Source organism: Cupriavidus sp. FW306-1B-F12B (assembly GCF_058781795.1).
The window spans coordinates 132,922-152,346 of record NZ_JBYSXC010000009.1 but is presented as its reverse complement, the minus strand read 5'-3'; the positions used below and the strand labels follow the sequence as shown (position 1 = coordinate 152,346).

15 protein-coding genes are annotated in these 19,425 nt (G+C 68.1%); 8 read left to right on the top strand and 7 right to left on the bottom strand.

Translation table 11 applies throughout. From position 1 onward, the window contains the following. Window positions 1-67: 67 nt before the first annotated feature. The 4 genes from AC3WLE_RS17045 to AC3WLE_RS17030 all read right to left on the bottom strand — a co-directional run bounded on the left by AC3WLE_RS17045 (window position 68) and on the right by AC3WLE_RS17030 (window position 7,237). On the bottom strand, window positions 68-1,933 hold the full coding sequence (locus tag AC3WLE_RS17045) for an ABC transporter ATP-binding protein/permease (protein WP_492319027.1): 1,866 nt from the start codon (window positions 1,931-1,933) through the stop codon (window positions 68-70). A gap of 123 nt (window positions 1,934-2,056) precedes the next feature. After that, window positions 2,057-2,494: an HIT family protein gene (locus tag AC3WLE_RS17040; protein ID WP_492319026.1), complete on the bottom strand. Its 438-nt coding sequence runs from the start codon at window positions 2,492-2,494 to the stop codon at window positions 2,057-2,059. A gap of 9 nt (window positions 2,495-2,503) precedes the next feature. Then, a complete protein-coding gene (locus AC3WLE_RS17035) occupies window positions 2,504-6,478 on the bottom strand; it encodes a DUF3683 domain-containing protein (protein ID WP_492355835.1) in 3,975 nt (1,324 codons plus the stop codon). 180 nt (window positions 6,479-6,658) lie between these two features. Further along, complete coding sequence (locus AC3WLE_RS17030; RefSeq protein WP_011614517.1) at window positions 6,659-7,237, bottom strand: YqaA family protein; 579 nt, start codon at window positions 7,235-7,237, stop codon at window positions 6,659-6,661. A 336-nt stretch (window positions 7,238-7,573) separates the two neighbouring features. On the opposite strand from AC3WLE_RS17030, the gene AC3WLE_RS17025 reads away from it, so the two are divergent. From AC3WLE_RS17025 to AC3WLE_RS16990, 8 genes are all read left to right on the top strand, one after another. Then, window positions 7,574-8,071: a (2Fe-2S)-binding protein gene (locus tag AC3WLE_RS17025; RefSeq protein ID WP_492319023.1), complete on the top strand. Its 498-nt coding sequence runs from the start codon at window positions 7,574-7,576 to the stop codon at window positions 8,069-8,071. 12 nt (window positions 8,072-8,083) lie between these two features. After that, window positions 8,084-10,459 (top strand): xanthine dehydrogenase family protein molybdopterin-binding subunit, encoded by a 2,376-nt coding sequence (locus AC3WLE_RS17020; RefSeq protein ID WP_492355836.1) that lies wholly within the window; start codon window positions 8,084-8,086, stop codon window positions 10,457-10,459. A gap of 27 nt (window positions 10,460-10,486) precedes the next feature. After that, window positions 10,487-11,287, top strand: a complete 801-nt coding sequence (locus AC3WLE_RS17015; protein WP_492319021.1) for an FAD binding domain-containing protein — start codon at window positions 10,487-10,489, stop codon at window positions 11,285-11,287. A 94-nt stretch (window positions 11,288-11,381) separates the two neighbouring features. Further along, window positions 11,382-12,278, top strand: a complete 897-nt coding sequence (locus AC3WLE_RS17010) for an AAA family ATPase (RefSeq protein ID WP_492355837.1) — start codon at window positions 11,382-11,384, stop codon at window positions 12,276-12,278. 2 nt (window positions 12,279-12,280) lie between these two features. Then, window positions 12,281-13,537, top strand: a complete 1,257-nt coding sequence (locus AC3WLE_RS17005) for a vWA domain-containing protein (RefSeq protein WP_492355838.1) — start codon at window positions 12,281-12,283, stop codon at window positions 13,535-13,537. Next, window positions 13,528-14,085 carry an SRPBCC family protein gene (locus AC3WLE_RS17000; RefSeq protein WP_492319018.1) on the top strand — a complete coding sequence of 186 codons (558 nt, stop codon included), beginning with the start codon at window positions 13,528-13,530 and terminating at the stop codon, window positions 14,083-14,085. Before AC3WLE_RS17005 ends, AC3WLE_RS17000 begins: the two co-directional genes overlap by 10 nt. Then, entirely contained in the window at window positions 14,058-15,095 is a 1,038-nt protein-coding gene (locus AC3WLE_RS16995) for an XdhC family protein (protein ID WP_492319017.1), read from the top strand. The genes AC3WLE_RS17000 and AC3WLE_RS16995 overlap by 28 nt, the downstream gene beginning before the upstream one ends. Window positions 15,096-15,114: 19 nt before the next feature. Next, the gene (locus AC3WLE_RS16990; protein ID WP_492319016.1) at window positions 15,115-15,720 is read left to right on the top strand and encodes a nucleotidyltransferase family protein; all 606 of its coding nucleotides are present in this window, start codon (window positions 15,115-15,117) and stop codon (window positions 15,718-15,720) included. 11 nt (window positions 15,721-15,731) lie between these two features. On the opposite strand, the gene AC3WLE_RS16985 is transcribed toward AC3WLE_RS16990, so the two are convergent. From AC3WLE_RS16985 to AC3WLE_RS16975, 3 genes are read right to left on the bottom strand one after another with little or no spacing between them, the layout of a single operon-like run. Beyond that, entirely contained in the window at window positions 15,732-16,076 is a 345-nt protein-coding gene (locus AC3WLE_RS16985) for a 4a-hydroxytetrahydrobiopterin dehydratase (protein WP_492319015.1), read from the bottom strand. A gap of 35 nt (window positions 16,077-16,111) precedes the next feature. Beyond that, entirely contained in the window at window positions 16,112-17,503 is a 1,392-nt protein-coding gene (otsA, locus tag AC3WLE_RS16980; protein WP_492319014.1) for an alpha,alpha-trehalose-phosphate synthase (UDP-forming), read from the bottom strand. A gap of 48 nt (window positions 17,504-17,551) precedes the next feature. Next, window positions 17,552-19,417, bottom strand: coding sequence for a glycoside hydrolase family 15 protein (locus AC3WLE_RS16975; RefSeq protein WP_010814429.1), 1,866 nt, complete (start codon window positions 19,415-19,417; stop codon window positions 17,552-17,554). Window positions 19,418-19,425: the final 8 nt, after the last annotated feature.

Genomic DNA, 19,425 nt, shown 5'->3' with positions numbered 1-19,425 from the left:
TCGCGGCCCGGTTAGGGTCGCTCCTGAGGGGGTGATTGCCGCGCGATGCTGCCGGTACGGCACGGCATCACGCATCGCATACGACCCGATAGCTTACCCCAGGCTCGCCGGCTTGCGCAGCCCGGGCCGCTTCCCCGTCCTGCGGCACGTAACGCAGGCGCCGTTGATGATAGGCCGCCACGGTGCTGCGGTGGGCAATGCTGATGATGGCCGCCTGCGGCAGCGACTCCACCATCAGCCGGTACATGGCGCCTTCGGTTTCCTCGTCCAGCGCGCTGGTGGCTTCGTCCAGGAACAGGTAGTCCGGCTTCTGCAGCAGCGCGCGCGCAAAGGCCAGACGCTGCTGCTCGCCCGGCGAAAGCCGCAGCGCCCAGTTGTCGAACACGTCGAGCTGGTCCGCCAGCGCCGCCAGCCGCGCCTGGCGCAGCGCCGCCTGCAGCGCTTCCGCGCTATGCACGGTGCCGGCGTCCGGGTAAGCCAGCGCATCGGCCAGCGTGCCGATCGGCAGGTAGCTGCGCTGCGGCAGGAACAGCATGCGCGCGCCGTCGGGCATGGTCACGGTGCCGCTGCCGTACGGCCAGATCCCCGCCAGCGCGCGGAACAGCACGCTCTTGCCGCAGCCGGACGGGCCGCTGACCAGCCAGCGCTCGCCCGGCGCGACCGACAGCGAGAACGGCGCCACCAGCGGCCGCTGGCCCACGGCCGCGCTGCGCGCGGCGCGTACCGGCAGTGCCAGCGCCAGGCCGTCGATGGTGATGCCATTCTGCGGCTTGCCGGTATGTTCCACCTCGATATCGCGCACGCCGCCCGGCGCCAGGTCCTGGCGCTCGGCCACGCGGATCGCTTCCTGGAAATCGATCAGGCGGTTGGCGGCCGCCTTCCAGCCCACCAGCGTGGCGTAGCTGTCGACAAACCACGACAGCGCGCCCTGTACCTGGCCGAAGGCGGAGCTGGTCTGCATCAGGCCGCCGAGCGTCATCTTGCCGGCGAAGTAGCGCGGCGCCGCCACCAGGATCGGGAAGATGATGGCGAACTGCGCATAGCCGGAGCTGACAAAGGTCAGCCGCCGCGTATAGCGCATCAGCTGGTTCCAGTTGGCGCGGATGCGGTCGAAGCGCGCGCGCAGGCCGGCCTGCTCGGTGGGCTCGCCGCGGTACAGCGCCACCGGCTCGCTGTTCTCGCGCAGGCGCACCAGCGTGAAACGGAAATCCGCCTCGTACTGCTCTTGCTGGAAGTTCAGCCCGATCAGCGGGCGGCCAACCACGTGCGCCACCAGCGAGCCGATCACCGCATAGCCCGCCGCGAACCACACCATATAGCCGGGGATGGTCCACTCGGTGCCGCCCAGCGCAAAGCTGATCGGCCCCGATACCGTCCACAGGATGCCGACGAAGGACAGCAGCGTCACCACCGAGTTGAGCAGCCCGAGCGACAACGACAGCGCGCCGTCGGTGAACTGGCGCAAATCGTCGGCGATACGCTGGTCAGGGTTATCGGTGGTGTGGGTCTGCTCGATGCGGTAATAGGCCTGGTGCCCGAGCCAGTGGCCCATGAAGCGGCCGGTCATCCAGGTACGCCAGCGCATCTGCAGCATCATGGTGTAGTACTGGCGCGAGATCGCCGCCACGATGAAGAACGCCGCGATCCACGAGAAGCGCAGCAGCAGCACCTTGAACGAGGCGTAGTCGCGCTGCTCCAGGGCGTTGTAGAACACGCGGTTCCACTCGTTGAGCAGCACGTTGATATAGACGATGCCAAGGTTGAGCACCACCACCAGCGCCAGCAGGCCAAGCCCGGCGACGCGGTCTTCGGATTTCCAGTAAGGCTTGATCAGCGCCCAGGTGGCGGCCATGCGCAGCCGGCTCTGGATCTTTAGGGCCCGGGCAGGGACGGCAGGGCCCGGTACGGTGACTGAGGTCGGAGTGGAGGACATAGCGGCAGTGCTTGGCCCGTCAGCGGATGCCGGCCGGGCTTGTTGTTCTGGATACCGTGGCGGCAGGCCACGGCGGCAACAGCATTCAGACGGTCACGGCCAGGCGTGGGTTCCGCGCGCCCCTCAGGCGTCGCCGGCTTCGAGCAGCGAAAGCGCCGTACGCAGCGCCGGCAGCCGGCTGGCCAGCTCCTGCACGCGCACGGCATCCGCCGCGCGCTGCGGCGCGGCCCAGATTGCCTCGGGGAAATGGGTGTCCCAGCGGTAGCGCGGGATAATGTGCCAGTGCAGGTGCGGCACCATATTGCCAAAGGCCGCCAGGTTGACCTTGTCCGGCGCCATGACCTCGCGCACCACCCGTTCGACACGTGCGACCAGCCGCATCAGCCAGGCCTGGTCGGCATCGTCCAGGTCGCTCAGCTCGGCCACGTGATCGTTCCAGACGATGCGGCAGAAGCCCGGGAAACGGTCATGCTCGACCAGGATCAGCCGGGCGCGGTCGCCCATCCAGACCAGTTCGCCGCCGTCGGTCTCGCACAAGGGGCAGTTGGATACGCGCGCCATCGTCGAGACTCAGACCAGCACCCGCTCGATACCGCCGGCGTTCGCCTTCGCGACGTACTCAGGCATCCAGTTCTCCCCGAGCAGATGCTTCGCCATCTCGATCACGATGTAGTCAGCCTGCACCGTGGCATCTTCCTTGTAGCGCGACAGCCCCTGCAGGCACGACGGGCAGCTGGTCAGGATCTTGACGTCGCCGGTGAAGCCGTCGGCGCGCAGCTTGTCGGCGCCCTTGGTCATTTCCTCTTCCTTGCGGAAGCGGACCTGCGTCGAGATATCCGGACGCGTTACCGCCAGCGTGCCCGATTCACCGCAGCAGCGCTCGTTCTTCTCGATCTTGCCAAGGCCGGTGTTGCCGCCCATCAGGTCATTGACCAGCTTGGTCGGGTCCATGGTCTTGATCGGGGTGTGGCAGGGATCGTGGTACATGTAGCGGGTACCGGTCACGCCTTCCAGCTTCACGCCCTTCTCGAGCAGGTATTCGTGGATGTCGATGATGCGGCAGCCCGGGAAGATCTTGTCGAATTCATACCCGGCAAGCTGGTCGTAGCAGGTGCCGCAGCTCACCACCACGGTCTTGATGTCGAGGTAGTTCAGGGTGTTGGCCACGCGGTGGAACAGCACGCGGTTGTCGGTGACGATCTTCTCGGCCTTGTCATACTGGCCGTTGCCGCGCTGCGGATAGCCGCAGCACAGGTAGCCCGGCGGCAGCACGGTCTGCACGCCGACGTGCCACAGCATCGCCTGCGTGGCCAGGCCCACCTGCGAGAACAGCCGCTCCGAGCCGCAGCCCGGGAAGTAGAACACCGCTTCCGTTTCCGGCGTGGTCGCCTTCGGGTCGCGGATGATCGGCACGATCTCGTTGTCTTCGATGTCGAGCAGCGCGCGCGCGGTCTTCTTGGGCAGGTTGCCCGGCATCTTCTTGTTGATGAAGTGGATCACCTGCTCGCGCACCGGCGCCTTGCCCACGGTCGCGGGCGGATGCGCGGTCTGCTTCTTGGCGAACTTCTTCAGCACGTCGTTGCCGAGGCGCTGCGCCTTGTAGCCCCAGTCGATCATGACCTTGCGGGTCAGGTTGATGGTCTCGGGGTTGGTGGCGTTGAGGAAGAACATCGACGCCGCGGTGCCGGGGTTGAACTTCTTCTGCCCCATCTTGCGCAGCAGGTTGCGCATGTTCATCGACACATCGCCAAAGTCGATCTTGACCGGGCACGGCGTCACGCACTTGTGGCAGACCGTGCAGTGGTCGGCCACGTCGGAGAACTCGTCCCAGTGCTTGACCGAGATGCCGCGGCGGGTCTGCTCCTCGTACAGGAAGGCCTCGACCAGCAGCGAGGTCGCCAGGATCTTGTTGCGCGGGCTGTACAGCAGGTTGGCGCGCGGCACGTGCGTGGCGCACACCGGCTTGCACTTGCCGCAGCGCAGGCAGTCCTTGACGCTTTCGGCAATGGCGCCGATATCGCTCTGCTGCATGATGATCGACTCATGCCCCATCAGGCCGAACGACGGCGTGTAGGCATTGCGCAGGTCGGCGCCGGGCAGCAGCTTGCCCTTGTTGAAGCGCCCTTGCGGATCGACCTTCAGCTTGTAGGCGCGGAAGTCGCCGATCTCTTCCTCGGTCAGGAATTCCAGCTTGGTGATGCCGATGCCGTGCTCGCCCGAGATCACGCCGTCCAGCGAACGCGCCAGGTCCATGATGCGGGCCACCGCGCGGTGCGCGTCCTGCAGCATGTCGTAGTCGTCGGAGTTGACCGGGATATTGGTGTGCACGTTGCCGTCGCCGGCGTGCATGTGCAGCGCCACGAAGACGCGGCCGCGCAGCACCTGCTTGTGGATCTTCTGGGCTTCGTCCAGGATCGGCTTGAACTCGCCGCCGTTGAAGATCTTGCGCAGCTCGGCGCGGATCTCCGACTTCCACGACACGCGGATGGTGCGGTCCTGCAGCAGGTGGAACACGTTGGCGTCCGGCTGCTGCTGCAGCCGCGCCTCGAACTCCTGCCCGAGCAGCCCCAGCCCATGCCCGATCAGCGAGGCCTTGGCCTGCACCAGCGGCAGGTCCAGGTGGTCCTGCAGGTAGCGCCAGCGCGCGCGGACCTCGCGCAGCAGCGTCAGCGCGTGCTGCACGCGGTCTTCCAGCAGCTCGGCGCTGGGGATCTCGTTGGCGTCGTCGCTGCGGCCCAGCGGCAGGTTGCCGCGCGCAAAGAATGCTTCGAGCGTGTCGACCAGCTTGAGCTTGCTCTTGATCGACAGCTCGATATTGATGCGCTCGATGCCGTCGGTGTACTCGCCCATCCGGTTCAGCGGGATCACCACGTCTTCATTGATCTTGAAGGCGTTGGTGTGCTTGGCGATGGCGGCGGTACGCGAACGGTCGAGCCAGAACTTCTTGCGCGCCTCCGGGCTGACGGCGATAAAGCCTTCGCCGCTCTTGCCGTTGGCCATGCGGATCACTTCCGAGGTGGCGCGCGCCACGGCGTCTTCATCGTCGCCGACGATATCGCCGATCAGCACCATCTTCGGGAAGGCGTTGCGCTTGCTCTTGGTGGCGTAGCCGACCGCGCGCAGGTAGCGCTCGTCCAGGTGCTCCAGGCCGGCCAGGATGGCGCCGCCGGGCTTCTTGGTCTCGGCGTCGAGGAAGTCCTTGATCTCGACGATGCTGGGGATGGCGTCGCGCGCCTGGCCGAAGAACTCCAGGCACACCGTGCGGATGAACTTCGGCATGCGGTGCAGGATCCAGCGCGCGCTGGTGATGATGCCGTCGCAGCCTTCCTTCTGCACGCCGGGCAGGCCCGCCAGGAACTTGTCGGTGACGTCCTTGCCCAGGCCTTCCTTGCGGAACTTGCGGCCTTCGATCGCCAGCGTCTCGGTGCGCAGCACCTTCTCGCCCGGCGCACGGTTGCCGTCTGACCACTTCAGTTCGAAGGTGGCCACCGGCACGTCGTGGATCTTGCCCAGGTTGTGGTCCAGCCGGGTGATTTCCAGCCAGTTGCCCTCCGGGTCCACCATGCGCCACCAGGCCAGGTTGTCCAGCGCGGTGCCCCACAGCACGGCCTTCTTGCCGCCGGCGTTCATGGCCACGTTGCCGCCGATGCACGAGGCATCGATCGAAGTCGGGTCGACCGCGAACACCAGGCCGGCCTTGTCGGCGGCATCGGCCACGCGGCGCGTCACCACGCCGGCGCCGGAGAAGATGGTCGCAACCTGATGCGACACACCGGGCAGGTCGGTCTGCTCGACCGGGCCGAGCTGTTCCAGCTTCTCGGTATTGATCACCGCGCTCATCGGCGTCAGCGGCACGGCGCCGCCGGTATAGCCGGTGCCGCCTCCGCGCGGGATGATGGTCAGGCCGAGTTCGAAGCAGCCCTTGACCAGGCCGGCGATCTCTTCCTCGGTATCCGGGGTCAGCACCACGAACGGATATTCCACGCGCCAGTCGGTGGCGTCGGTCACGTGCGACACGCGCGACAGGCCGTCGAACTTGATGTTGTCCTTCTGCGTGACGCGGCCCAGCACGCGCTGCGCGCGCTTGCGCAGGTCGTAGGCGGCGGCGAATTCGTTCTTGAAATCCTCGATCGCCTGCTTGGCGAAGGCGACCAGCTGCTCCACGCGGTGCGAGCGGTCCTCGGCGGCGGGCTCGGCGTGCTCGGCACGGTCGGCGGCGCGGCGCTTCTCGATCTCGTTCAGGCGGTGGTGCAGCGCGCTGACCAGCATCTGGCGGCGCTTGGGATTTTCCAGCAGGTCGTCCTGCAGGTAAGGATTGCGGCGAACCACCCAGATATCGCCCAGCACCTCGTACAGCATGCGGGCCGAGCGTCCGGTGCGGCGCTCGCTGCGCAGCTCGTCCAGGATGCGCCAGGCTTCCTCGCCCAGCAGGCGGATGACAATCTCGCGGTCCGAGAAGGACGTGTAGTTATAGGGGATTTCACGCAGGCGCGGCGGGGCGTCCTGCGCGGCGAGCTTGGCGTCGAGCACGAGTGGGGCGTTCATTGGGGGACCGCTTCCTGCTGCGCACGGGGACTGTGCGCGAATCGTTCATTAAAGGGCGATTGTACTTCAACCCCTGCTTTCGCTGCACCGCAACATAGAGGAATCCTTGTCGGAACAAGGGATTAGGCGGCTTTCTGGCCTGGCAATTGCGCCCCATGGTGGTGCCTGCAGCGCACCGGATCAGAACCAGGCCTTGAACGTTTGCGCAATGTTCTGCCAAAAACTGTCCGGGATCCAAAGCAGGCTGGCGGTCATGAACAGGTAGCGGATGAACTTGCCGACCGCCATCCAGGCCAGGCTGGGCCAGAAGGACAGGCGCAGCCAGCCGGCTAAAGTGCACAAAGGATCACCAATGCCGGGCAACCACGAGAACAGCAGCGTAGGCGGCCCAAGCCGGCGCATCCACCGGAAGTAGCGCGCGTCGAGCTTGGGCTTGGGCGGTTTGCGCGCGTGCTCGCGGTGCTCCAGGTGCTCACGGTCGTGCTCGCGCGCTCGGCGCCGCTTGTGGTAGCGCACCAGCGCCAGCTTGGCGGCATAGCCCAGCCACCAGTCGATGGCGCCGCCCACGGTGTTGCCGGCAGTGGCCACCACGATCGCCGGCCAGAACATCTGCGGGTTGAGCTTGACGTAGCCGAACACCGCCGGCTCCGAGCCCAGCGGCAGCAGCGTGGCCGAGATCAGGCTGACCACAAAGATCGCGGGCAGGCCCACCTTGGGCAGGGCAATGGTTTCGAACAGCCAGTCGAAGAAAGCTTCCATGTAAGGGGGGCAGGTGCCAGTGGGCGCGGCTCATTCTAGCTGCTGTGCCCCGAACGGGGCGCGGGCAAACCACATGGCAGCGCCCCACGATTTGTGATTAACTGTTAGAGCCTGTTGCGGCCAATCGTTCGCCGGCCGCAGCATTCGCGCCAGCATTGAAGCCGCTCGCCGCGTGCGCTGGCGCACCTACAGCAGTTGTAGCGGCAGCACCAATATCACGAATTAGCCGTCCTATAGCCGTCTTAAGCGGCAGTACCGCGTCGTGGCCAGTCCCGCGCAGTTCTTTCGGGATTTCGGGCAATTGGTCATGCGCGTCCACCCCACATGGAGACAAGCATGGCGATTCCGATCCGCCTGACGGTCAACGGCAAGCCCGTTGACGCGCAGGTAGAACCCAACACCCTCCTGGTCCAGTTCCTGCGCGAACAATTGCGCCTGACCGGCACCCACGTCGGCTGCGACACCGCGCAGTGCGGCGCCTGCACGGTCCACCTGGATGGCCGGGCGGTCAAGTCGTGCAATATCCTCGCGGTCCAGGCCGACGGCGCCGCCGTGACCACCATCGAAGGCCTCGCCGGCGACAAGGCCGGCAACGGCCTGCACCCGATGCAGGAAGCCTTCCGTGAATGCCACGGCCTGCAATGCGGCTTCTGCACGCCCGGCATGGTGATGAGCGCCACCGCGCTGGTGCAGGAACATCCGGGCGCCGACGCCGCCACCATCCGCGCCCACCTGGAAGGCAACCTGTGCCGCTGCACGGGCTACCACAACATCGTGCGCGCAGTGCAGCAGGGCCAGGCGGCCATGCAGGGCACCGCCGCCAGCGCTGAATAAGGGGGACCGGCCATGAACGCACCCGAAAGCCAGCGCCTGGTAGGCGCGCCGGTCAAGCGCAAGGAAGACTACCGCTTCCTGACCGGCAACGGCCAGTACACGGACGACGTCGTGCTGCCGCAGCAAAGCTACGCGTACTTCCTGCGCTCGCCGCATGCGCATGCGCGCATCCGCTCGATCGACAAGACCGAGGCCCTGGCCGCGCCCGGCGTGATCGCCGTGCTGACCGGCGACGAGCTGGCGGCCGACAAGGTCGGCGGCCTGCCCTGCGGCTGGCTGATCCACAGCATCGACGGCACGCCGATGAAGGAGCCGCCGCACCCGGTGATTGCCCACGACAAGGTGCGCCACGTCGGCGACCAGGTCGCGCTGGTCATCGCCGAGACCCTGCAGCAGGCGCGCGACGCGGCAGAGAAGATCGACGTCGACTATGAAGAACTGCCCGCCGTGGTCAGCGCCGCGGATGCCGCCAAGGCGTCCACCCTGGTGCATGACGACGTTCCCGCCAACACCTGCTACACCTGGGGCCACGGCGACAAGGCCGCCACCGACGCCGCCTTTGCCAAGGCCGCGCACGTGACCACGCTGGACATCGTCAACAACCGGCTGATCCCCAACGCGATCGAGCCGCGCGCGGTCAACGCCAGCTACACGCGCCACGACGACAGCTACACCGTCTACGTGGCCAGCCAGAACCCGCACGTCGAACGGCTGCTGATGGGCGCGTTCGTGCTGGGGCTGCCCGAATCGCGCCTGCGCATCATCGCGCCCGACGTGGGTGGCGGCTTCGGCTCCAAGATCTTCCTGTACCCGGAAGATGTGGCGCTGACCTGGGCTTCCAGGAAGATCGGGCGGCCGGTCAAGTGGACCGCGGACCGTTCCGAATCCTTCCTCACCGATGCGCACGGGCGCGACCATGTGACCAGGGCCGAGCTGGCGCTCGACGCCGACGGCGAGTTCCTGGCGATGCGCGTGCATACCACCGCCAACATGGGCGCCTACCTGTCGACCTTCGCCAGCTGCGTGCCGACCATCCTGTATGCGACGCTGCTGGCGGGCCAGTACGCGACGCCCGCGATCTACGCCGAGGTGCAGGCGGTGTTCACCAACACCGCGCCGGTGGATGCCTACCGCGGCGCCGGACGGCCCGAGGCCACCTATGTGGTCGAGCGCCTGGTCGAAACCGCCGCGCACGAGATGAAGATCGACCCGGCCGAGCTGCGCCGCAAGAACTTTATCCGCCAGTTCCCGCACGCCACGCCAGTCGGCCTGACCTACGACACCGGCGACTACGAGCCCTGCCTGGCACGCGCGCAGGAGCTGGCCGACGTCAAGGGCTTCCCGGCCCGGCGTGATGAAGCGAAGCAGCGCGGCAAGCTGCGCGGCTTGGGCTACTCCTGCTACATCGAGGCCTGCGGGCTGGCGCCGTCCAACATCGCCGGCGCGCTGGGCGCGCGTGCGGGGCTGTTCGAAGCGGGCGAGATCCGCGTGCACCCGACCGGCACCGTGACCGTGTTCACCGGCTCGCACAGCCATGGCCAGGGACACGAGACCACCTTTGCGCAGGTGGTCGCCGACCGGCTCGGGCTGCAGCTGGACCAGGTCGAGATCGTGCACGGCGACACCGGCCGGGTGCCGTTCGGCATGGGCACCTATGGCTCGCGCTCGCTGGCGGTGGGCGGCTCGGCCATCGTCAAGGCGCTCGACAAGATCGAGGCCAAGGCCAAGAAGATCGCCGCGCACCTGCTGGAAGCCGCCGACACCGACATCGAATTCAGCGACGGCGTGTTCCGCGTGGCCGGCACCGACCGCACCAAGACTTTCGGCGAAGTCGCGCTTTCCGCCTACGTGCCGCACAACTATCCGCTCGACAAGCTGGAGCCGGGCCTGAACGAAAACGCGTTCTACGACCCCACCAACTTCACCTACCCGTCCGGCGCCTATGTGTGCGAGGTGGAGGTCGATCCCGATACCGGCGAGTCGCAGGTGGTCAAGTTCACCGCGGTGGACGACTTCGGCAACATCATCAACCCGATGATCGTCGAAGGCCAGGTCCATGGCGGCATCGGCCAGGGGCTGGGCCAGGCCATGCTGGAGCAGTGCGTCTACGACAACGACAGCGGCCAGTTGCTGACCGGCTCATACATGGACTACGCCATGCCGCGCGCCGGCGACCTGCCCGACTTCACCGTCGAGACCGCCACCGGCACGCCCTGCACCCACAACCCGCTGGGCGTGAAGGGCTGCGGCGAGGCCGGCGCGATCGGCTCGCCGCCGGCGTTCATCAACGCGCTGGTGGATGCGCTCAGCCCGCTGGGCGTGAAGGACATCCAGATGCCCGCCACGCCGCACCGGGTCTGGCAGGCCATCCAGGCCGCCCGGCCGTGATCCACGCACACCGCAAAGGAAACCGACATGTACGCATTCAATTTTGAACGCGCCGCGGATGCCAAGGCGGCCGTGGCCACGCTCAAGGCCGATCCCGACGCCAAGTTCCTCGGCGGCGGCCAGAGCCTGCTGGCCGCGATGAAGCTGCGGCTGGCCGCGCCCTCCGTGCTGGTCGACGTGGCGCGTATTCCCGGCATGGCCGAGATCCGCGTCGAAGGCAATGAGATCGTGGTCGGCGCCGCCGCGCGCCATGCCGACGTCGCCGAGCATGCCGAGGTGCGCCGGCGCATCCCGGCGCTGGCGGCACTGGCCGGCGGCATCGGCGACCGCCAGGTGCGCGCCATGGGCACCATCGGCGGCGCGCTCGCCAATGACGATCCCGCCGCCGACTATCCCGCCGCTGTGCTGGGGCTGGGGGCGACCGTGGTCACCGACCGCCGCACCATCGCCGCCGACGACTTCTTCAAGGGTCTCTATGAAACCGCGCTGGAACCGGACGAGCTGATCACCGCGGTGCGCTTCCCGATCCCGGAGCAGGCGGCCTACGCCAAGTTCCGCAACCCGGCCTCGCGCTTCGCGCTGGTGGGCGTGATGGTGGCGCGCACCGGCAACACGGTGCGCGTGGCGGTAACAGGCGCGGCCGACAGCGTGTTCCGCTGCCAGCCGCTGGAGCAGGCGCTGTCGGCCGGCTTCACCGCGCAGGCGGCGCGTGGGGTGAAGGTCGATGCGTCGACGCTGAATGCCGACCTGCATGCGTCGGCGGAGTACCGGGCGCATTTGATCCCGGTGCTGGCGGCAAGGGCAGTGGAGGCGGCGGCGAAGGGGTAGCGCTTCGCCGCCGCATGTTGTCTCCCCTCTCCCGCACGGCGGGAGAGGGGCGCAAACCGCCGGCGTATTTCCGCATCGGCACACAAGATTGCTCATGCTTCCCACCTCCATCGACGACACCATCGCCCAGCTGGAACGCCAGCAATACTTCGCCGACCGCGAGACCGCCACGGTGCTCTATCTCGCCCTGCGCATGCAGCGCCCGCTGTTCCTGGAAGGCGAGCCCGGCGTCGGCAAGACCGCCATGGCGCATGCGATGGCGGGCGTGCTCGGCACGCGGCTGCTGCGGCTGCAATGCTATGAAGGGCTGGACGCCGCCAGCGCGCTGTACGAATGGGACTACCCGCGCCAGATCATGGCGCTGCGCCTGGCCGAGGCGCGCGGCGAGCGGCCCGAGGCGCAGTCGCTGTACCACGATGACTACCTGCTCAAGCGCCCGCTGCTGGAATCCCTGCTGCCCGACCCCGCCGCGCCGGACGTGCCGCGCGTGCTGCTGATCGACGAGATCGACCGCGCCGACGAGCCCTTCGAAGCATTCCTGCTGGAGGTGCTGTCCGAATTCCAGGTGTCGATCCCCGAAATCGGGGTGATCCGCGCCGAGCGTCCGCCGCTGATCGTGATCACCTCCAACCGCACCCGCGAAGTCCACGACGCCCTCAAGCGCCGCTGCCTGTACCAGTGGATGGGCTACCCCGAGCGCGACCGCGAACTGCAGATCGTGGCCGCGCGCGCCCCCGAGGCCGCCGCGGCGCTGCAGGCCCAGGCCATCGACTTTATCCACCGGCTGCGCGGCATCGACCTGTTCAAGGCGCCGGGCATCGCCGAGGCCATCGACTGGTGCCGCGCGCTGTCCGCGCTGGGCGCGACCGAGCTCGATCCGCAGTCCGTGCGCGACACGCTGGGCGTGCTGCTCAAGTACCAGGACGACCTGGCGCGCGTGGACGGCCCCACCGTGGCCGAGCTGCTGGCGGGTGCCACGCCGGGAGGCTGACCGTGGCCACGCTGCATGCCGCCGCACGGCCCGCCGCACCGGCCCTGCCGGTGCTGGCGCGCAACGTCACGCACTTCATGCGGCTGTTGCGCGACGGCGGCTTCGCGCTGTCGCCGGCCCATGCGGTCGATGCCTTGCAGGCGCTGCGCCATGTCGATATCGGCCAGCGCGACGAGGTACGCGCCGCGCTGGCGGCGCTGGTGCTGTCCGGCCCCGACCAGCGCCCGCTGTTCGATGCCGCCTTCGACCTGTTCTGGCGCGATCCCGACTGGGAAGGCAAGCTGCGGGCGCTGCTGCTGCCGCGCGTCGACAGCGGCGCGCCGCCACCGAAACGCAGCAACCGCCTTGCCGATGCCCTGGCCGCGCGCCAGCCCGAAGCGCAGTCACGCCCGGCACAGGCCGAAGCCGAGCGCATCCATGTGCCGCTGACCTTCTCCGACCAGGAACGCCTGGCGCAGCGCGACTTTGAAACCCTGACCGCGCAGGAATGGCGCGCGCTGCAGCACCTGGTGCGCACGCGCCGCGCCCACCTGGCCTTGCAGCGCACCCGCCGCCTGCGCGCCGCCACTTGCGGCACCCATGCCGACCTGCGCGCCAGCGCGCGCCTGGCGGTGCGCCAGCATGGCGAGTGGCTGCGCTGGAAATTCCGCAAGCACGCCGAGCGCAAGCCGCCGGTGGTGCTGCTGCTCGACATCTCCGGCTCGATGAGCCAGTACTCGCGCGCGGTGCTGTACTTCTGCCATGCGCTGATGCAGTCGCGCGAGCGGCTGTCGGTATTCCTGTTCGGCACGCGGCTGACCAACATCACGCGCTCGCTGCGCGAACGCGACCCCGACGAGGCCGTCGCGCTGATCACCGGCCAGGTGCGCGACTGGGCCGGCGGCACCCGCATCGGCGCGGCGCTGGCCAGCTTCAACCGCCATTGGGCGCGGCGCACGCTGTCCGGGCGCGCCACCGTACTGCTGGTCACCGACGGCCTGGACCATGAGCATATCGACCTGCTCGGCGACGAAATGGCACGGCTGCGCCGCTTTGCGCACCGCATCGTCTGGCTCAACCCGCTGCTGCGCTACCCCGGCTTCACCCCGCAGGCGCGTGGCGTGCAAGCCATCCTGCCGCACGTGGACGCGCTGCGCCCGGCCCATAACCTGGACAGCCTGCTGGCGCTCGAGACGCTGCTGTCCGACCATGGCGGCCCGCCCCGGGCCGCCACCCCTGCCCTCGCCAGGCACAACAAGGAAGCCCCGCCATGGAAATGAACCAGAGCCAGCGCCTGCCGGTCCCGCAGCAGGTGGCATGGGAAGCGCTCAACGACACCGAGCTGCTCAAGCACTGCATCCCGGGATGTGAGAGTATCGAGCCCGACGGCGACAACGCCTACCAGCTGGCCCTGACGGCCGCGGTGGGCCCGGTCAAGGCGCGCTTCAAGGGCCGCATGGCACTGGAAGACATCCAGGCCCCCGACAGCTACACCATCCGTTTCGATGGCCAGGGTGGCGCGGCGGGATTCGGCAAGGGCAGCGCCCGGGTCCGGCTGGAAGCAGACGGTGACGAGACCGTGCTGACCTACACCGTCAACGCCCACGTGGGGGGCAAGATCGCACAGATCGGCTCGCGGCTGGTGGACGCCGCGGCGCGCAAGATGGCAGACACCTTCTTTGCGCGCTTCACCGAGGCCGTCACCCCTGACGCCACCGACGACACGCCAGCGGCCGAGGGCGCCCCCGCCGCAGCCGCCGGCGACAATGAACCAACAGAGGAACCGAAGCGGAAACGATCATGGACAGCGTGGATCTCGAAGTCCTGAAGAACAGTGTGCAGTGGCAGCAGCAAGGCCATCGCGTGCTGCTGGTCACGGTAGTGCGGACCTGGGGCTCGTCGCCCCGGCCCGAAGGCGCGATGCTGGCCGTGCGCGACGACGGCCTGGTGGTGGGCTCGGTCTCGGGCGGCTGCATCGAGGACGACATCATCGACCGCGTGCGCCGGCAGGGCATCACCGCCGACCACCCGGAAGCGATCAAGTACGGCATCAGCGCCGAGGAAGCCCACCGCTTCGGGCTGCCGTGCGGCGGCACCATCGAGCTGGTGACCGAACCGCTGACCCCGGCCAGCGGCATCGCCGAGCTGCTCGATGCCGTTGAGAACGGCCGCCTGGTCGCGCGCACCCTCGACATGGCCACCGGCACCGCCACGCTGGGCCCGGCCAACGCCACCGACGGCCTGGTGTTCGACGGCAAGACCCTGCTGACCATCCACGGCCCGCGCTACCGCATGCTGGTGATCGGCGCCGGGCAGCTGTCCAAGTACCTGTGCCAGATCGCCGTGGGCCTGGGCTTCCAGGTCACCGTGTGCGACCCGCGCGAGGAATACACCGAGACCTGGGACATCCCCGGCGTGACCATGGTGCGCACCATGCCGGACGACACCGTCACCGACATGAAGCTGGACGAGCGCTGCGCCGTGATCGCGCTCACGCACGACCCCAAGCTGGACGACCTGGCGCTGATGGAAGCGCTGCGCACCCGGGCCTTCTACGTAGGCGCGCTGGGTTCGCGCCGCAACAACCAGGCGCGCCGCGAACGGCTCAAGGAATTCGACCTGACCGGGCTGCAGCTGGCGCGGCTGCATGGCCCCGTGGGCATCTACATCGGCAGCCGCACGCCCCCCGAGATCGCCATCTCGATCCTGGCCGAGGTGATCGCGGCCAGGAACCACGTATCGCTGCCCGACATCCTGCAGGTGGAAGGCGCCAAGGCCGCACGCGAGATGGCTGCCGGCACCGGCAGCAGCTGCGACGTCGCGCCCGATCCCACCTGACGACCTCGCGAGTGCCGCCATGACTGCCGCCCCCAACGCTCCCCTGCTCCGCACCGACCTGCCCACCGGCATCCTGCTGGCCGCAGGCTACGGCCGCCGCTTCGACGCCGCCGGCAAACGCAACAAGCTGCTGGAGGTGCTGCCCGGCGGCCGCTCCGTGGCCTGGCGCAGCGCGCGCACGCTGGCCGCGGCGCTGCCGGAATCGATCGCCGTCATTCGTCCGGGCAACCCGGCACTGGCGGAGGAACTGCGCCGCGGCGGCTGCCGCGTGCTGGAGTCGCCCGACGCCGAGGCCGGCATGGGCGCAGCCCTGCGAGCTGCCGTGGCCGCCACGCCCGAAGCGCGCGGCTGGGTGGTGGCGCTGGCGGACATGCCCTGGCTGCCGATGGAGCTGATCCGGGCGGTGGCGTTGACGATCACCACGCCGGACACCATCGCCGCCCCTTGGCGCAACGGGCAACGTGGGCATCCGGTGGGTTTTGGCGCGGCCTGGCGCGAGGAATTGCTGAAGCTGGATGGGGATGAGGGGGCGCGGGCGTTGCTGAAGGACAAGCCTGTGACGCGGATCCTGACCGAGGATGAAGGGGCGTTTCGGGATATTGATACGCCCGGGGATCTGAAGTGACCCCACCAACCTCACCCGATCCCCTCCGCCAACTCGCTCGTCTTCACCGCCATGATGAAATCATTCCGGTGCAAGCCCTTGATCTTCTTGGTCCGCCACGACACTGTGGCATGCCCCCAGCCAAAGCTGATCTCGGGATGATGCCCCTGCGCCTCGGCCAGTTGCCCGACGCCGTTCACGAACGCCAGCGCCTGCGCGAAATTGCCGAAGGTGAAACGCCGTTCGAGCCGCGTCGCGCTATCGACCAGCTCCCACCCCGGCGCCTGCTGCAATAACGCCTCGGCTTCAGCCGGCGCCAGCGGCGGCACCCCGCCACGGCAAGGCGTGCACGATTGCGCTGCCAGGTCTTCGCTCATGGTCATGCTCCCCGACCGGAAGAACAGCCCGCGCCTCAGGCCCCTTCGGTCTCAGTCAGTGCGCGCAGGAACTCGCTGCTCCACCAGTGCACATCCTGCGCGCGGATGCGCTCCAGCAATTTCCGGTGCCGCTGCTGGCGCTCGGCCAGCGGCATGTGCAGCGCCTGCTGGATCGCCTGCGCGGTGGCACGGGTGTCGTACGGATTGACCAGCAGCGCCTCGCGCAGTTGCTCGGCGGCGCCGGCAAAGCGCGACAGCACCAGCACCCCCGGGTCCTCCGGGTCCTGCGCGGCGATGAACTCCTTGGCCACCAGGTTCATGCCGTCGCGCAGCGGCGTCACCAGCGCCACGCGGCTGGCGCGGCACAGGCCGGGCAGCCGCTTGCGCGCGGTGGTGCGGTGGATATAGCGCACCGGCATCCAGTCCAGCTCGCCGAACTCGCCGTTGATGGAGCCGCTCAACTGCTCCATCTCGCGGCGCAGGTCAACGTAGGCATCGACCGACTCGCGCGAGGGCGCGGCGATCTGCACCAGCGTTGCGCTCGAGCGGTTCTCCGGGTACTCGGCCAGCAACCGGTAGAACGCCTTGAGCCGATGCGGCAGGCCCTTGGAATAGTCGAGCCGGTCGATGCCAAGCAGCAGCCTGCGGCGCGCGTACTGCGCGCACATCATCTCGTAGGTTTCCTGCGCGTCCGCGCCGCGGCCCAGCTCCATGAACTCGTCCACGTCGATACCGATCGGAAAGGCCTGCGCCCGCACCGTGCGGTGGAAGGCGCGGTAGCGGTGCTCGCCCATCGGCTCGGCCTGCGCTTCGGCCTGCACATAGCGCGAGAAGTGCTCGACATCCGCATGGCTCTGGAAGCCGAGCAGGTCGTAGGCGAACAGCGCGCGCATCAGCCACTCGTGCTGCGGGATGGCGGCCAGGATCAGCGGCGGCGGCAGCGGCACATGCAGGAAAAAGCCGATCTTCTGCCCGCAGCCGATGGCGCGCAGCTCTGACGCCAGCGGGATCAGGTGGTAGTCATGGATCCAGATGATGTCATCGGGCTGCAGCAGCGGCGCCAGCTTGCGCGCGAACAGCTGGTTCACGCGCCGGTATCCGTTCAGGAAATTGGAGTCGAAGTCCGCCAGGTCCAGCCGGTAGTGGAACACCGGCCACAGCACGCCGTTGCTGTAGCCCAGGTAGTAGGCGTCGTGGTCCTCGCGGCTCAGGTCGACGGTGGCCAGCGTCACGTTGCCGGCCTGCTGCAGGTGCAGGTCGCCTTCACCGGGCGTGCCGCCCTGGGCGGTTTCCAGTGCCTTGCCGCTCCAGCCGAACCACATGCCGCCGGTCTGGCGCAGGGCTTCGGAAAGCGCGACGGCGAGGCCGCCCGCCGCCACGTTGCGGGGGTCGGCGACCCGGTTGGATACCGCTACAAGTCTTGGCATATGTTGTTCTTGGAGTCCTCTGTTCTGGTTGCCGTGGGCGCAGGCGGTTCAGATCACCGTGTCCCACGGCGCCGACAGCCGCATCGCGCCATTGATCAGTCCGACCATCGAATACGTCTGCGGGAAATTGCCCCACATCTCGCCGGTCACCGGATGGGTATCCTCGGACAGCAGCCCCAGCGGATTGCGCGAGGCCAGCATCGACTCGAAGATCTCGCGCGCTTCCTCGCGCCGGCCGATGCGCGCGAGGGCATCGATGCGCCAGAACGTGCAGATGTTGAACGCGGTCTCGGGCTTGCCGAAATCGTCGGGCGCCTCGTAGCGGCGCATATAGGGTCCGTCGCACAGCGATGCCTCCAGCGCCTTGACGGTGGCGATGAAGCGCGGATCGCGCGGCTCGATGAAATTGACTTCGGCCATCAGCAGCACGCTGGCATCCAGCTCGCGCCCGCCGAAGCTCTCGGCAAAGGCCTGGCGCTCCTCGCTCCAGGATTCGGCCAGGATGCGCTCCTTCATGCGCTCGGCATGGTCGTGCCAGTAGGCGGCACGCGCCTGCAACTGGAGCTTGTCGGCAACCTTGGCTAGGCGGTCGCAGGCGGCCCAGCTCATCAGCGCCGACGACGTATGCACGCGCGCCCGCGTGCGCAGCTCCCACATGCCGGCATCGGGCGTGCCGAACACTTTCACTGCCTGTTCGCCGACCTCTTCCAGCCGGCGGAATTCAGCGGGGCCGCCGCGGTGCAGCAGCCGGTGGTCATGGAAGGCCTGGGCCGCGCCCAGCACCACGTTGCCGTAGACGTCGTGCTGGAAGTGCTCCTGCGCCTGGTTGCCCACGCGCACCGGGCCCATGCCGCGGTAGCCGGGCAGATGGTCGAGCATGCTTTCAGGCAGCTCGCGCTCAAGGCCGATGCCGTACAGCGGCTGGATATGCCCGTCCTGCGACTGCATCACCACGTTGGACAGCCAGCGCAGGTAGTCCTCCATGGTGCCGACCTCGGACAGGCTGTTGAGCGCGCGCACCACGAAGAAGGCGTCGCGCAGCCAGCAGAAGCGGTAGTCCCAGTTGCGGCCGCTGCCCGGCGCCTCGGGGATGCTGGTGGTCATCGCCGCGACGATGGCGCCGGTCTCTTCGAACAGCGACATCTTCAGCGTGATGGCCGCGCGGATCACCGCGTCCTGCCATTCGCGCGGCACCGCCAGGCGGCGGCTCCACAGGCGCCAGTAGGCGGTGGTCTCCTGCTCGAAGTCACGCGCGGTTTCTTCCACGCCGTGCGCGAGGGTCTCGTCCGGGCCGAGGATGAAGTTGTACCCGCGCGTGACCAGGAACGGCGTATGCGACAGCACATAGGCCATCGGCGCGTCGGTGGTCATGCGCAGGGTCATGTCGTCGCCGATATAGCGCACGTGGCTGCTGCCGCGCGTCGTCTGCGGCGCCTTGCGGCCCCACTCGAAGCGCGGCGCCACCACCACGCGCACGCGCGGCGCGCCGCGCACCGGGCGGATGCGCCGGACCAGCGTGGTCGGGCGGAAATAGCGCCCGAGCCGGAAGAAGCGCGGCGCAAAGTCGGTGATCTCCAGGCAGTTGCCGTGGATGTCCGTCAGCCGCGTGCGCAGCACCGCGGTATTGGGCTCGTACCATTGCCGCGACGACTGGAAGTCTTCGATCTCGATCGAGAAATGGCCGGCGTTCTCGCTCGGGTCCAGCAGGGCGTTGAACACCGGATCGCCATCGAAGCGCGGCAGGCACGACCAGACAATGCGCGCGCGGCAGTCCACCAGCGCAGAAATGGCGCAGTTGCCGATCATGCCAAGCGACAACGACGGATTGGCAAAGCGGCTGCCGCCGTCCACGGTCTTGTGCACGCCTTCGGTCGGCGGCTGGCCCGGTTCGCTCGGGCTGCTCGGATTGGTCACAGCGATAC